Origin of the sequence: Mycobacterium sp. (genome assembly GCF_049683355.1) — a bacterium.
Lineage (GTDB): Bacteria > Actinomycetota > Actinomycetes > Mycobacteriales > Mycobacteriaceae > Mycobacterium.
This window is the reverse complement of sequence record NZ_JBAUJB010000042.1, coordinates 1-15,278: the sequence shown is the minus strand read 5'-3', so window position 1 is coordinate 15,278 and position 15,278 is coordinate 1. Positions and strand designations below refer to the sequence as shown.

Annotated in this window: 10 protein-coding genes and 3 pseudogenes; 10 read left to right on the top strand and 3 right to left on the bottom strand. The window is 68.4% G+C overall.

Features of this window, described 5'->3' with window-relative positions:
* Window positions 1–2,078 (top strand): annotated as a pseudogene (locus WA944_RS02430) (AAA family ATPase); the annotation flags it as partial.
* A gap of 66 nt (window positions 2,079–2,144) precedes the next feature.
* Window positions 2,145–3,176 (top strand): threonine aldolase family protein, encoded by a 1,032-nt coding sequence (locus WA944_RS02425; protein ID WP_526373758.1) that lies wholly within the window; start codon window positions 2,145–2,147, stop codon window positions 3,174–3,176.
* A 91-nt stretch (window positions 3,177–3,267) separates the two neighbouring features.
* Here WA944_RS02425 and WA944_RS02420 read toward each other — a convergent pair.
* Window positions 3,268–3,644, bottom strand: a pseudogene (locus WA944_RS02420) (VOC family protein).
* A 73-nt stretch (window positions 3,645–3,717) separates the two neighbouring features.
* On the opposite strand from WA944_RS02420, the gene WA944_RS02415 reads away from it, so the two are divergent.
* The 4 genes and pseudogenes from WA944_RS02415 (at window position 3,718) to WA944_RS02400 (ending at window position 6,150) form a co-directional block, all read left to right on the top strand.
* On the top strand, window positions 3,718–4,425 hold the full coding sequence (locus WA944_RS02415) for a TetR/AcrR family transcriptional regulator (RefSeq protein WP_526373759.1): 708 nt from the start codon (window positions 3,718–3,720) through the stop codon (window positions 4,423–4,425).
* Window positions 4,422–5,326, top strand: a pseudogene (locus tag WA944_RS02410) (serine hydrolase domain-containing protein). The gene WA944_RS02415 and the pseudogene WA944_RS02410 overlap by 4 nt, the downstream one beginning before the upstream one ends.
* A gap of 22 nt (window positions 5,327–5,348) precedes the next feature.
* Window positions 5,349–5,489 (top strand): hypothetical protein, encoded by a 141-nt coding sequence (locus tag WA944_RS02405; protein ID WP_526373760.1) that lies wholly within the window; start codon window positions 5,349–5,351, stop codon window positions 5,487–5,489.
* 304 nt (window positions 5,490–5,793) lie between these two features.
* A complete protein-coding gene (locus tag WA944_RS02400) occupies window positions 5,794–6,150 on the top strand; it encodes an aldehyde dehydrogenase family protein (protein WP_526373761.1) in 357 nt (118 codons plus the stop codon).
* A gap of 3 nt (window positions 6,151–6,153) precedes the next feature.
* On the opposite strand, the gene WA944_RS02395 is transcribed toward WA944_RS02400, so the two are convergent.
* Window positions 6,154–8,490 carry an esterase-like activity of phytase family protein gene (locus tag WA944_RS02395; protein ID WP_526373762.1) on the bottom strand — a complete coding sequence of 779 codons (2,337 nt, stop codon included), beginning with the start codon at window positions 8,488–8,490 and terminating at the stop codon, window positions 6,154–6,156.
* Between the two features lie 140 nt (window positions 8,491–8,630).
* Here WA944_RS02395 and WA944_RS02390 point away from each other — a divergent pair, with 140 nt between their 5' ends.
* Complete coding sequence (locus WA944_RS02390; RefSeq protein ID WP_526373763.1) at window positions 8,631–8,933, top strand: hypothetical protein; 303 nt, start codon at window positions 8,631–8,633, stop codon at window positions 8,931–8,933.
* Between the two features lie 276 nt (window positions 8,934–9,209).
* Window positions 9,210–10,676: a DUF3375 family protein gene (locus tag WA944_RS02385; RefSeq protein ID WP_526373764.1), complete on the top strand. Its 1,467-nt coding sequence runs from the start codon at window positions 9,210–9,212 to the stop codon at window positions 10,674–10,676.
* Window positions 10,677–10,777: 101 nt separating this feature from the next.
* Here the strand turns inward: WA944_RS02385 and WA944_RS02380 are convergent, their stop codons facing one another.
* Window positions 10,778–11,440: a GNAT family N-acetyltransferase gene (locus WA944_RS02380; protein ID WP_526373765.1), complete on the bottom strand. Its 663-nt coding sequence runs from the start codon at window positions 11,438–11,440 to the stop codon at window positions 10,778–10,780.
* A gap of 306 nt (window positions 11,441–11,746) precedes the next feature.
* Between WA944_RS02380 and WA944_RS02375 the strand changes: the two genes are divergently transcribed.
* Together WA944_RS02375 and WA944_RS02370 are read left to right on the top strand one after the other, a co-directional pair.
* A complete protein-coding gene (locus WA944_RS02375) occupies window positions 11,747–12,439 on the top strand; it encodes a DUF4194 domain-containing protein (protein WP_526373766.1) in 693 nt (230 codons plus the stop codon).
* Window positions 12,432–15,278: ATP-binding protein (locus tag WA944_RS02370; protein WP_526646221.1), on the top strand; the 2,847-nt coding region annotated here is incomplete at its 3' end. The genes WA944_RS02375 and WA944_RS02370, both read left to right, overlap by 8 nt.

Genomic DNA, 15,278 nt, shown 5'->3' with positions numbered 1-15,278 from the left:
GCCCTGACGCTGCTGGCGCAGGGCCGCAGCATGTTCCTCACCGGCAAGGCCGGCACCGGAAAGTCCACGCTGATCCGCCGATTCATGGCCGACACCGACCGCAACGTCGTGGTGGCCGCACCGACCGGCATCGCCGCGCTCAACGTCGACGGCTACACGAATCACCGGCTGTTCGGTTTCCGCACCACCACCGGCCCGCACGAGGTGCGGTCGGGCGACTACCGGCCGGGCCGCTTCGCCAGGACCCTGGCCTCGCTGGACACGCTGATCATCGACGAGGCGCGATGGTGCGCGCCGACCTGTTCGACATGCTCTCGGCCGCGCTGGAGCAGTTCGGTCCGCAGCCCGGGCAACCGTTCGGCGGCGTGCAGGTCGTCCTGGTCGGTGACCTGTACCAGCTGCCGCCGGTGGTCGGCGAAGACGAGCGTGAGTTCTTCTCTACCACCTACGAGACGCCGTACTTCTTCTCCGCCCGGTCGTTCCACCGCGAGGACTTCCCGGCCGTCGCGTTGACGACGGCGTTCCGTCAGCTCGGCGATGACCGGATGGCGGCCATTCTCAACGAGATTCGTGAAGGCGTGCTGCTCGGGCACGCCCGTGAACAGCTCAACGCGCGGACCGACCCCGACTTCGTCCCGCCCGACGACGAGTTCTGGATGACGCTGGCTCCCACCAACCGGCTGGTGACCGCACGCAATCGCCAGCACCTGGACAGGTTGTCCGGCGACGAGATGGTGCACCACGCCCGCACCTCGGGGGACCTGTCGTTGTTCGACCCGCCGGTCGAGGAGACCGTGCGATTCAAGGTCGGTGCGCAGGTGATGATGTTGAACAACGACCAGTCCGACCGCTGGGTGAACGGCACGATCGCCCGTGTCGTGGGCGTCGACCACGACCGCCACGGAGCCGTTGTCGTGGTGGAGTTCCCGGACGGCACCACCTCCGATGTCACGCCGTTCACCTGGGAGGCGACCCGCCCGGTCGTCGACGGCGGCTCGTTGCGGCGTGAAGTCGTCGGCACCTACACGCAGATGCCGTTCCGGCTCGCGTGGGCCATCACCATCCACAAGAGCCAGGGGCAGACACTGCACCGGCTGGTGGTGGATCTCAGTGGTGGCATGTTCTCCTTCGGGCAGCTCTACGTCGCCCTGAGCCGCTGCACGTCGCTGGGCGGGCTGGTCCTCAAGCGCCCGGTGCTGCCCAAGGACATGAAGACCGACCGCCGGATCGCCCGGTTCCTGCGTGCTTCGGTGCCGGCCGACCACGCTCGCCGCTACTGCGCGGTCGCCGTGCTCACCGTCGGCGAGGAGGGGCGGATGTCGCGGCCGCGGCCGGTGGAGTTGGCGGTGGCGTTCGACGACGGCACCGCGGTGACGACGCTGGTGAACCCGCAGCGGGACCTCGCCGATGCCCGAATCTCCTACGGCATCAGCGTGTCCGACGTGCTGCTGGCTCCGACGCTGCGTGAGGCGTGGGCGGTGATCGCGCCGATGCTGGCCGGCTGCACACCTGTCGGGGTGGACGTCGACGAGACGATGGGCCTGATCGACTTCGAGCTCAAACGACTCGGCCATGTGGTGCCGATGCCGATGGGTGTGGACCTACCGCGCCGTGCGGTCGTCACCGGGCGATCCGCGCTGGACGTGGCGGTGGCGACCATGGCGGCCGTCACCGAACTCGGGGTGGGTGACACCGGTTCGTCGGCGTTCGACGAGCCGGAATCCGCCGAGGTGTCCGGGCTGCTGATCAGCCGTGACCACCACACCGTTCTCTCGGAGACAATGCTTTCCGAGAGGCCCGACATCAACACCATCCTGGCTCCGGGCACCCGCATCTGCTTCACCGGGACCGCGCAGGACACCACGGGCCGGGTGGTGGAGCGCGACGAGATCGAGCGGCTTGCACTCTCGGCCGGGCTGACACCGGTGAAAACCGTCAGCAAGACCCGCTGCGACGTGCTGGTGACGGCCGAGGCGGGCACCCAGTCGGGCAAGGCGCGCAAAGCCCGGGAGTTCGGCAAGCCGGTGGTGTGCGCCGACGACTTCTTCGCCTGGCTCGCCGCCCGCCCCGCGGAATAGCACTCCGGGTCGTGATCCCGGGCCCGATCACAGCCCTGGCTTCACTCTCGGCGCAGAATGGTCACCGTGTCGTCTGCCTCCACCGCGTTCGCCTCGGAGAACGCCGCCCCGGCGCACCCCCGGGTGTTGCAGGCACTGCACGACGTCAACGTCGGGACCGCCGCGGCCTACGGCGCCGATGCCGTCACCGGGCGTGCGGCCGACGCCCTCAGGCAGGCCTTCGACGCGCCGGACGCCGAGGTTCTCTTCGCGTTCACCGGCACCGCGGCCAACATCATCGCGCTGGCCTCGGCGGTGCGGCCGTGGCACGAAATCCTGTGCAGCGACGTCGCGCACGTCCTGCTCGACGAAGCAGGCGGGCCGGTCCGGCTCTCCGGCGCGCAGCTCACCCGGCTGCCCAGCGATGACGGCCTGATCGCACCCGCCGAGCTGGACCACCGGCTCGCCCGCCTCGGTGTGGTCCATCACTCCCAGCCCCGCATCGTCAGCATCACCCAGTCCACCGAGAACGGCCGGGTGTGGACCGCGCCCGCCATCGCCGAGTTCGTCGACCACGCCCACGCCGGCGGCCTGCTGGTGCACGTCGACGGCTCGCGGATCGCTAATGCCATTGCCGCGCTCGACGTCTCGCGGGCCCAGGCGATCGCCGACGCGGACATCGTCACCGTGGGCGGCACCAAGAACGGCATGCTGTTCGGCGACGCCGTCCTGGTTCGTCGTCCCGAGCACTTCAGTGGAATCCACTTCGTGCAGAAGCAGATCGGCCACCTGGCCAGCAAGCACCGGTACGTCGCCGCCCAGTTCCTGGCGATGCTGCAGGACGGTCTGTGGCTCGACACCGCCAGGCACGCGAACACGATGGCCCGCCGGCTCAGCACCGGGATGACGGGAATGGGGTTGCAGCTGGCTTCACCGGTGGAGGCCAACGAGGTGTTCGTGCACCTGCCCGCCGACGTGCGTCGGCCGCTGGCACAGTCCTACGCCGTGCACCAGCCCGATCCGGCGGTGCCGGTGGTGCGGTTCGTCTGCTCGTGGTCGACGACCGAGTCCGACGTCGACGACGCACTGGCAACGTTGCGCCGTCTCTGCACCCGCTGAGAGTTAACCCACGGCTGTGGTTTCCGGCCGAATCACGACCCGGGATGTCCCCCGCAAGCGGGAGGTACCCCCAATTCCGCGGCGGGGCTGCTCACACCCACGCGACGACCTGCACGATGATGCCGTTGGGATCCTCGAACTGGCAGTAGCGCACACCCCACGGCTCGGTCTCGGGAGGCGTGACGGCGGTGGCGCCCCAGCACGGACGGTCTCGTAGGCGGCGTCCACGTCGTCGACGACGAACGCCAGCAGCAGACCCTCTCCGGCGCTCCCCGCGCGGTGGCTGGGTTTGAACGACGGCAACCCGGTGCGCAGGTAGGCCACACTCGGCCCGCCGTCGGGGTGGGACAGCGCCACGAACCCGTCGGCCTGCATCGCGGTCGTGAACCCGACGTGGCGGGCCAGAAAGTCCGCGGATGCCTGCGGATCGGCGACGTTCAGCGACACAGCGGTAGCGGTGATCTTCATCGGACGCCTTTCTCGTATTCCATACGGGAACTATTATCCGTACTATATACGAGAATGCAACCGAGGAGCCGCCGTGGAGACCGTCGACCTGCTGTGGCGCCACCACATGCCCCGGCCGCAGCGCCGGGGCCGCCCCCCGAAGCTGGCCACCGACGACGTCGTCGCCGCGGCCATCACCGTCGCCGACCGCCACGGGCTGTCGTTCACGCTGCGTGATGTCGCTGAGGCGCTGAGCACGCCGGTGATGTCGCTGTACTCCTACGTCGAGAGCCGCGAGCAACTGATCGCGCTGATGGTCGACCAGTGCCGCCTGGACATGGCCCACACCGAACTGTCCGGTGACTGGGCCGAGCGGCTGACCGCGGTCGCCTCCGACAACCTGCAGCTGTTCGACGCACATCCGTGGCTGGCCGAGGTCGAGTCCGAGCGCGCCGTCCTGGGTCCGGGCACGCTGACCAAATACGAGCGCGAACTCGCTGCAGTGCAGCAACTTCCGCTTCCCGACGCCGAGCGCGACGCGGCCCTGACACTGGTGCTGGATTTTGTCCGCTCCAGTTCCCGGGCGCTGGCGCACGCGCGGCGGGAACGCGCCCAGGAGACTCCCGAGCAGTGGTGGGACCGGGAAGGCGCCAAGCTCGCCGGCCTCGGCGTCGACGAACGGTTCCCGCTGGCGTCGCGGGTCGGCACGGCCGCCGGTCAGGCGCAGAACGCGGCCAACAACGCCGACGCCGCGTATGCGTTCGGACTGAGCGTGATCCTCGCCGGACTGGCGGCGCGATGAATCCGGGCGGACCGTACGGTCGGTACCGGTATGACCTTCGAACACGTGCTGGACGACGCGATCGCCGCCGGCAAGGTGCCCGGCGCCATCGCCGCGGTGACGGCCCGACAAGCCGCTGCCCGGCGATCTACGTCGGCGGCGACGACGGTTTCGGCTCGCCACTGCGGCGCAACACCATCATGCGGATCGCGTCCATCTCGAAGCCGATCGTCGCCACCGCCGCGATGGCCATGGTGGACTCCGGGGAGATCGCGCTGGCCGATCCGATCACACACGTCTGGCGGCGCTTCCGCTGATCGCCGCACCGGGAACCCGCTGGCTGTACCAGACACCGGCGGATCTGCTCGGGGTGCTGCTGTCGCGGGTGGCCGACAAGCCGCTGCCCGAGGTGCTCGCCGAGCGGGTGTACACGTCTGCGGGCATGGTGGACACCGGTTTCCACGTCGTGCCCGACAAGCTGCACCGGTTCGTTCCGCAGCTGGCACGCGGCGAGCACGGCTTCGCGGTCTTCGATCCGGTCGACGGCATGTGGGCCTCCGCCCCCGAGTTCCCTTTGGGTTCAGCGGGTCTGGTGTCGACGATCGACGACCTGATCGCGTTCACCGACGCGCTCCGGGACGGCCGGCTGATCACGACCGCGGCGCTGACGGCGATGACCACAGACCACCTGACGCCGCAGCAACGACACGACGCCGGCATGTTCCTCGACGGCGCGGGCTGGGGCTACGGGCAGTGCGTGGAAGCCGACGGACGGTACGGCTGGGACGGCGGCCTGGGCACCGGATGGCGCACCGATCCCCACACCGGGACCGCCGGGCTGCTGCTGACCCAGGTGCTGTGGGACGGGCCCGAGGGTGCCGAGGTGCTCGACGAGTTCCGCGCGGCGGCGGTTGCGGGGTAGGCCCACGGGGTACGCCTTGGCGATGGACACACAACCCGACGAATCACCGGAACGGCTCACGCCGGCCGAGGTACCCGAACGCCTCACCCCTGACGATCCCCCGAACGCGCCGACACCCGAGGGTCCGCCCGACCCGGGACCGGCACACAGGGAGGTGCCGTGAAGAGTACCTACCCCGAATTCGACACGATGCCCATCGGGGGACGGTGGCGCGCCGGCTCGTCGGGCAAGACGCGAGCCAGCACCGACCCGTACAACGGTGACACACTTGCCGAGATCGGTCAGGCTGACGCCGATGACCTCAACGCGAGGCGATCCGAGCGATCCGAACAACCAGCTCGGCCGGGTCATCAACTCCTCACAGTTGGAGGGCATCCAGGACAACTCCAACGGGCGACCGACGACGGCGCCGAGGTTCTGCTGGGCGGCGATCCGTCAGGCCCACGGGGTTGTGCCTTCCGCCGCACGTGCTCAGCGGTGGCAACGATGTCGCCACGGCGCGCGAGGAAGTGTTCGGCCCGGTGATGACGGTGATCCGGGCCACCGATGAGGATGACGCACTCCGGCTGGCCAACGACACCGAGTGCGGCCTGTCCTCGGCGGTGTTCAGCCAGGACGTGGAGCGGGCGGTAGGGTTCGCCCGCCGGGTCCAGGCGGGGATGACACACATCAACGACTCACCGGTCAACGACGACGCCGACACCACCTTCGGTGGTGAAAAGCACTCCGGTATCGGCCGATTCGGCGGCCAGTGGGCGATCGACGAATTCACCGCCGATCACTGGGTGTCGGTACAGCATCGCCCCAGGGAGTACGCGACCTGAGGCCTACCCGGCGAGTGCCTCACCCGCCGGTCCGAGATCCAGGAAGACCGTCTCGCCGTTGGCGTCGTCGAGTCCGTCATTGTCGGTGACGACGTAGAGGGTTTGGTTGCCGGCCACCGCGAAGCCCTCGACCTTCTCCTGCACGAAACCGTTCGTCGCGGCCAGATCGGGGAGCAGATCGCGCGCCAGGGTCTTCGAAAGCACCGGCGGCGCTTCCCCGGCCGACGTCATGCCCGGCCCGTCGGGCATCGCCACCCGATAGATCGCCTTGACCCGCGCATCGGGACCGTTGAGCTTGTCCCGCTCCAACACCAGCAGCGCGCCGTCGTGCACGGCGATCTCCGACAATCCGATCCAGTCGCCCTCCACGTCGGTGCTTTCCAGCCCATAGCCGAACCACTCCCAGCTGTCGCCGTCAGGACTGTAGCGCCCGATGCGGACCAGCCCCGGCGGGTCGCTGCGGAGCTCACGCTGTAGCGCCACCCAGACGGAATCACCGTCGACAGCAACACCTTCGAGCCCCTGACCACCGAGCTCCGCCGCGATGTCGCCGGGCAAACTGACCCGGTTCTCGATGCCGCCGTCAGCGGCGACGTACACCAGCTCGTTGCCGGGCCCTTCCTCGCCCTCCACCGCCAGCACGAAACCGCCGTCGGGGCGGGCAGAGATACCTTCGACGTCGAGGGCGACCGGTTCCCCGTTGTCGGTGACCGCCAGCTCGCTGTCGATCAACGCCGGTGTCTGTGACACGTCCACGCCGAGTATCCGAGCCGGTCCGTAGGCGATGTCGGTGGCGGTGTACAGCCGGTTCTCATCTGCCGGGTCGGCGCTCAGCGCGCCGAGTGCGCCCCAGGCGATCGGCACACCGTCGATGTCACCGGAGACGATGGACGGGAAAGCAGTTGCGTCACTGGCGAACTCCTCGCCGAATCCGTAGACGGTGACCGAGGCGCGCACCCCGGCCTCGGCGTCGTCAGCCTCCGACGAGATGACCAGCAGGTTGCGCGACGGGACCGCCAGGATGCCCTCGGGCCCGGGAGTGGTCGGCAGGAGCTGGCGGAACTGTGGCGCGGTCACGTCGCTGACGTCGTAGACCGCGATGAAGTTGCTGCGCTCGGAGGCCACCAGCGCGGTCGGGCGGCCGCCGATGTCGGTGATCGCCAGGCCTTCCGGCTCCGGGCCCTTGGATTCGGCCCTGCTCTCGATGTGCAGGCCTGCGCGCACCGCGAGCTGCTCGAAGGTGTTTCCGGCGTCCCAGACCACCTCCCCGGTGCCGGCATCGAAGATCGTCCAGCCGCGGGTACCGCCCTTCCAGTCGCCCTCGTTGGCGGTGGCCAGGTGCTCGTCACCGATCCAGCCGAGCGCGTCGGGCTCCCGCGGTGTGTCCGGGATCGAGCCGGTCTGGTCGATCGTGCCGTCCTCGGCGGTGTCGATTCCCTCGACGGATTGGGTTCCGGCAGAAAAGATCCGGGACATCTCGCCGGTGCGCCCGTCGATCACCGCGATGCCGTTGTTCTCCTGAAGGGTGACCGCGACCTGGCCGCGGGAGTTGATGGCGACGTACTCCGGCTCGAGGTCCTCCGGGATAGCGAGCCCGGCGTCGCGGGCCTGTTCGACGTCGAAGTCGACCCGCCGCGGCGTCCAGCCGGTGGGCGCCCCGGCGAGATCGATCAGTTGCACAAAGCCTGTCGGCGGTTGCGGCAGGTCACCCTCCTCGCCGCCGGCTGGCGTGAACTCCTCGTCGCGCTGGTTCTCCATGGCGATCGCCGCGAACGACCCGTCCGGGCTGATGGCGATCGAATCGGGTTGCCCATCCAGATCGACGCTGTGCACCCGGGTCCGGTCGCCGACGCGCACGACGTCGACACGTCCCGACGGGTTGGGGAAGTCGCCTCCAGTAGTGTCGACGACAACCAGCACGAACTCGCCGACGGCGGCCACCGAGGTGGGCTGGTCGTCGGCGTTGCCGAGCTCACTGAGCGAAAGTGTGCCCAGCCCAACAGGTTGCGCGGGATCGCGCACGTCGATGAAGCCGATGCGTTTGGCTGCGGCGTCAGTGTAGATGACGGTGTTGCCGTCGGGGGTGACCGTGGAGATCTCGGCGACGGTCTCGGTTTCGACATCATCTTCGGCGGGCTTGTTCAGGTGCACCGGATAGGTGGCCGTGCGGTGGTAACGCTGCCCGGCAGGCAGGTCCCAGTCGATCGGTGACGTGGCGCGCGGCATGTCGGGTGTCGGCGTTTCGGTGGCATCGTCCCCACTGTCGGAACCGCAGCCGACCACCATCAGCGCTGTGACCGTCACCGCGGTCGCCGCCCGCACCATATTCCGCAGTTTCATCGCGGTCATGCGTCACCTCTTCAGTTGTCCCGTTGCGTCGAGCCACCCTGTCCTGAGCAAGTGATGGCCCGGCGGTCAGTCCGTGAACACCAGTCGACGGACCGCTGAACGTACTATCCATTCGAACGTATGATCGACGCGTGGGTGATCTGCAGAGCATCGGCCACGGCGGTCAGCCGACCCCCGTGGTCTTCCGCACGGTCGACCCGCCGCAGGACGTGCTGGTGGACCTGGCCTCGCTGTTCCCCCGCGAACCGCACAGCCACGGCCGGTATCACCCGTTCGGACTACAGATGCACAAGGTGGTGCGCGGTGAACTGACCCGCTGGGGAATGTGCGAGCAGGGCCATTGGTGGGGACTGGTCAGCTACCCGGTGAGCCACGGACCCCGGCGCGACCTGGTGACGCATTGGATTCCGGCATGGATGCTCAGGAAGGCATGAGGGCGCACCGACGTCGTCGTCGGGCAGGTGGTGACGTGAACGGCTGACCGGAGGTCTCCGGCGTCCTGGGGGTGACGCTCGACGGACGTTCGGGTGCAGATCGACCTGAGGGCTGCGCTGGCAGCCCCGAACCGTCGACTCCACAATCCTGGCGTGGAGCTCGCCGCCAGCAGCCCGCGATAGGGTCCAAGACCCGTCACCCCGCGCCGCCCGTGTCGGCGCGGTGACCTATCTTGGACCGTCCGACGAAGACGCCAGACGCAGCGAGGAGCCCACGTGGACGGAACCCCGGACAGCGCTGCGCTGTCGTCCGCTGAACTGCTCGAACTCAACCGCGATGTGCAGGGATCCCGCGCGCTGCGGCTACTGGCCACCACCAACCTGAGCCTGTACTCGACCTTGATGGAACGTCACCTCAGCGGCGGCGCCGTGCCCGAGACCGAGTTGGTGGTGCGGTTGGAACGCGACCTCGACGATCTCGGCCATCCCGACGGGCAGTCAGGCCTTGCCCTGATCAAGTCGTGGGCCAGCCAGGGCTGGGTGCACCGCCTCGTCGACGCCCGAGCCGAGCGCCACGACCAGAACATCTGCTACCTCACCCAGGACGCGCGTCGCGCTTTGGACTTCGTCCGCGGGATGCGGCGCAACGACACGATCGCCACCGGCGGCTCGATCAACGGCATCGCCTCCCGGCTCAAGCAGGTGGCGGTGCGGGTCGGCAATGACCCGGCGCGCATCCGCAAGAGCATCGAGCACGAGATCACGCTGTTGCAGGCCGAACTCGACGAACTCGACGCCGGCACCCGGCCCGCGCCCGACGTCACCGACTCCTACGACGAGGCCCGCGCCATCGCCTTGCAGATGGAACGGCTGATCACCGACATCGGCCAGTACGGCACGATGATCGAGCAGGCCACCGCGGCCCTCGACGACCCGATCGACAGCAATGTCGCCTACCGCGACCGGCAGCGCAAGATGTACACCGACTACCAGGCAGCCTGGGATTCGCAGGGCCGTGACAGCCACCGCGCCTTCCTGCGGATGATCAACGACCCCGACCAGCGTGCCGAGTTCGAGGCCGACGTGGCAGCGGTCGCCGACGCTCTGCCAGCCCTGGACCCGGCGCTGCGCAGGGTGATGGCCGGGTTCTTCGAGCTGGTCGGCCACCAGATCGACGAGGTCGAACGGATCCAGCAGCGCTGCGCCCAGCGGGTCAAACGGTTCACCGCGTTCGGCACGCTGGAACAGAGCCGAGGGGTGGCCCGTCAGCTCAACGAGGCCATCGGCGCGGCGCGCGCCCTGCTGAAGACCTCGCTGACCGATTCGCGGCTGGACATCGACGTCCCGTTGGCCCGGCACGCGATCAGCTCTGTCGGAGCGCTGAGCTTCAAGATCGGGGACCTGTCCAACCCCAGACCCGCCCAGGCCGGCGGCAGCGAAATCGACCTGACCAGCTTCGCCGCCCTAACCACCCAGGTCGACGCGCCGGCGATGTCGGACATGCTCAACCACGCGCTGGCCACCGGGCCCGTCTCGCTACCCGACGCCGTCGCCATGCTCGACACCGCCTACCTCGGCCACGTCATCGTGCTGTGGTCCTGGGCCCTCAAGCAGCCCCTGGCCGACACCACCGAGGAGACCACCGTCCGCTTCACATCACTCGACGGCCGCGACCGGGAGATGGCCGTCCCATGCCTCATGTTCACCGAACCGATCACCACCCTCGCCGATGCCAGTGCATGACCCCCGGCTGGATCGACTCGCGGAAGACCACCGCTAGGTCCACGCGTTCAATCACCCTGTCCGACAGGTCAACCCGGTTGATCACTGTGTGCGAAGAAGCCTCATCCGGCGGCGCCGGGCGCGCGAATGACCAATGGCACGGCGGGAAAATACGCGGCCATCTCTGAACGGGATTTGCGCAGCGCCGCAGTGCCGTACCCGTGGTGTCGGTGGTCGGGATGAATCCACACCCGGACCTCGACCTCGCCGTCTGCCAGCTCGCCGAACACCATTCCGACTGCCTGCGTTCCTTTTTCGGCTACCAGCCAGACGGCGTCCTCCGCGTCGATCCGGCCGACAGCCGAGCCGATCTCGTCGTCGAGACTGCCCGCCGGCCCGCCGGAGCCGTCGCCGGCTGCGCCGATCTCGGCCGTCCTGGCCTCGAAAAGGTCTCGGTCAGACTCGCTGGAAAACTGCCGCAGCACCAGATGCTCGCCGGAACTGTCCGGCCGCTCGATCAGCGTGAAGGTCAGCTGACTGTTGAGGTCGTCGAGTTCGGCCGCGATCTGTCGGCGCGAGTCCTTGGTGAGCCGATGCAACGGCAGCGCGACCACTGCTTCGGCCCCCAGGGACGCGATACCCAGCAACGCGGCCACCGCGTCGACGGCCGCCGCCCGGTTGTCGGCGTCCACGATCGCATCAAGCACTTCATGTCGGCGGTCAAGCGCGGTGATCAGCGCATCGGTGATCTCCCGGCGCGTGGCGGCGCGGTCAAGGTCAGCCATGACGTCGAGCATAGGCGCTGATGAGGCCTGATGGGTTGGATGTTCGACCCGGACGTAAGCCGTTTGTGCGCGTTGGCATTCCTTCGGATGTCCTTGATCGCATGACGCATCGTGCGCCTCATTCTTCACAGCGGTATCACCCTTCGACACGTCGGCCCATTGACCACGGGCGCAGATATTCCGCTGACGTCGGGAAACCGGTGGCGGCCTCGATTTTGTGCGCCGACACTGCCCATGCGGCGCTGACGATGTCAGGACCGTGACCTATGTTGGGGCGTCCGATCAACTACAGAGCGAGGAACGCACGTGGCCACCGAAGCCGACATCGACTTCTCGACGCTTCCCCAGGTCGACCAGCCGGCCCACCCACCCGTTGCCCGCCGGCCGCGCTTCGACGGCGACGTCTCCGAGTTGCCCGACCGCGCCTGCTGGGCGCTGCAGCACCTGCTGACCCGCCGCTACATCAGCGCCGAAATCGACGCCGACGTCTACCGCTGGGTGCTGGAGTACCGCGACCAGCTCAGCGTCCGGCTGTCGGAGCTGGACCTGTTGCTGCGCATAGTGGAGACGGACCTTCAATCAGTCGGAGTCGCATTCGTCGAACAGGCCCGTTACGAATCCGCCAGGGGTATCAAGCTTCTGCGCCGTGAACCGTTGGGCACCTACGACTCCATCCTGGCGTTGCACCTGGCGCAGATGATGCGCGCATCGGGCGGGCAGGCCGTGCTGATCAGCCGCGAGGAGATCCACGGGTTGTTCTCCGGTGTGCTCAACGACACCGACCGCGACGCGGTCACGTTCACCGCGCGCGTCGACGGTGCGATCGCCCGGCTGGCCGGGCTCGAGATCCTGCGCAAGACCCGCGACGACGCGGACAGCTACACCATCAGCCCGGTGATCACCGCGATCATGACCGCCTCGGTGATCACCGAGCTCCAACAGCAGTTCGAGCTGCTGATGCGTGGCGGCGTCCCGGCCGAGGAGATCCAACTTGACTGAGCAGTTCCATCTCTCCCGGCTGCAGGTGATCAACTGGGGGGTGTTCGACGGTTACCACTCGATCCCGTTCAGCCCGGGCGGAGCGCTGATCGCGGGCGCCTCCGGTAGCGGCAAGTCCTCACTGCTGGATGCGATCTCGCTGGGCTTCCTGCCGTTCAACCGGCGCAACTTCAACGCCTCCGGTGACAACACCGCCGCCGGATCCAGCGCGGGCCGACGGACTGTGGACAAGTACGTGCGTGGCGCGTGGGGGCAGCGCAGCGACGGCGGCACCAGCCGGGTGATGTATCTGCGCGGTGAGGGCGCCGCATGGTCGGCCGTGGCGGTCACCTACGCCGGCGACTCCGGACGCACCGTCACCGGGCTGGTGCTCAAATGGCTGACCGGGGAGTCCCGTTCGGATTCGTCGAGCCGCTTCGTGCTCGGCGACGGCGACCTCGACATCGAGGACGTGTGCAACCGCTGGGCCGCCGGGCGGTTCGACACGGGTGTGTTCAAGGACGGCGGCTGGCGGTTCACCACCAAGGTGGAGTCGCAGTATCTGGCCCAGCTGTACGCGACCATCGGCATCCGGGCCTCCGACGCCGCCCAGCAGCTGCTGGGCAAGGCAAAGTCGCTGAAAAGTGTTGGCGGACTCGAACAGTTTGTTCGCGAGTTCATGCTCGACGAACCCGACAGCCTGGCCCGGCTGCCTGAGGCGCTCAAGCAGATCGACCCATTGGTCGAGGCCCGCGAGTTGCTGGCCGTCGCGCAGCGCAAACGCAAGATCCTCGGCGACATCGAGACCATCCAGCAGCGTTACGCCTCGGAGTCCTCGGATCTGGGGATCATCGATCTGGTGGACGCGCCGATGGTGCAGGCGTTCACCGATCATGTCCGGCTGGCGCAGTGCCCCACGCAGATCGCGACGCTGGACACCACCGTCGACCAGCTCGACAACGAATACGAGGACGTCACCCGGTCGCTGAATCTGGCCAAGGCCGAAGCGGATTCGCTCAACGCACAGATCAGCGGCACCAGCTCCAGCATCGGTCCGCTGCAGTCGCAGGTCACCGCCGCCGAGACCGAGGCCGAACAGGTGTCGCGGCGACGAAACGCCTACGCGGATCTGCTCGTCGCACAGGGCCTCGACATCCCGGACAGCGCCGACGAGTTCTGGAACCTGCGGGAGGAGCTGCTGGCGCAGGCCACCGAGCTGCTGGCCCGGGTGGAACGCAACCGGGAGGCGTCCACCGACGCCGAGTACGCCCAGAAAGCGGCCCGCATCACCCGTGATGACGCGGCCAAGGAACTCAAGCGCGTCGAACACGTCGGGTCGGCACTGCCGGAGTTCGCGCTGACGATGCGCGACCACATCTGCGCCGCAACCGGTGTCGAGGCGACCCAGCTCCCCTACGTGGCCGAGCTGATGGACCTGCGGCCGGAGCAGAGCCGGTGGCGAGTCGCGGTGGAGAAGGTGCTGCGCGGCGCCGGCCTGCGGCTGCTGGTCCCCGACCGGCACCACGCGAGGGTGCTGCGGTTTGTCAACGAGACCGACATGCGGGGCCGGCTGGCGCTGCACCACGTCCGGGTCAAGTCGTTCGGCACCGAGCCCGTCGAACCGGAGCCGAACACGTTGGCAGGCAAGCTGTTCGTCGTCGACCCGGCACATCCGTGCGCTGCCGAAGCGGTCGACATCGTCAGCGCCGCCGGCGACCACATCTGTGTCGACACCCCCGAGGTGTTCAGCCGGTTCCGCCGCGCGGTCACCGACACAGGCCTGTACAAGGACTCCGACCGGTTGGCGATCAAGGACGACCGACGCCCCCTCAAACAGTCGGAATACCTCTACCAGGGCGACGTGTCCGCCAAGATCAATGCGCTGACCGTCGACCTGGCCGCCGCCGAGGAGACCTACCAGAAGGCCCGCCGCGCGGCCGACGACATCGCCGCGCAGCGCCAGCAGTGGCGGGACCGGGCCGCGGCGTGCAAGGCGATCTGCGAGCAGTACCCGCAGTGGAGCCAGATCGACACCGAGACCGCCGACGGGCACGCCGACCGGCTGCGCGAACAGTACGAACTGCTGCTCGCCGAACACCCCGACATCGAGGCGCTCAACGCCCGCGCCGACGAATGCTGGTCGCAGATCCAGAAACTGATGACGCGCCGGGGCGCGGTGCAGACCCGTCGCGACGATCTGGACGGGCGCCGGACCCAGCTGCTGGAGCTGTCCGAGCGGCTCTCGCCTGGCTTCGTCTCCGAACCGTTGACCGAGCTGCTGCACCGGTATGCCGCTCAGATCCCGGTATCGTTGGAGCTGCTGAACCCCGAACCGCACCGCGAGGCGCTCTTCGCCGCGATCAAGCGGGAACGCGAGCAGCTGCGGGAGAGCAGGCGTCGGTCCTACGACGAGCTGGCCCGCATCCTCAACACGTTCGACACCGCCTTCCCGGATGCGGTGCCGAACGATTCGGACGATTTCGACGAGCGCGTGCACGACTACGTGGCGCTGTGCCGCCACATCGACGAGCGCGAACTGCCGGAGGCCTACGAGCGGATGATGCGGCTGGTCACCGAGCAGGCTCCGGATGCGATCCTGACGCTGCACCGGGTGGCCGAGCAGGAGGCACGGCGGATCAGCGAGCAGATCGACCGGGTGAACACGGGCCTGGGCGCGGTGGAGTTCAACCGCGGCACCCGGTTGACGCTGCGGGCCACCCCGCGGGCGCTGGCTGCGGTGTCGGAGCTGACGGAGATCGTGCGGGCGATCTCGCGGCGCATCGCCGAGGTGGGGTTGGGCGACAAGCAGGCGATCCTGGACCAGTACGCCGACATCCTGCGGCTGCGCAACCGGTTGGCC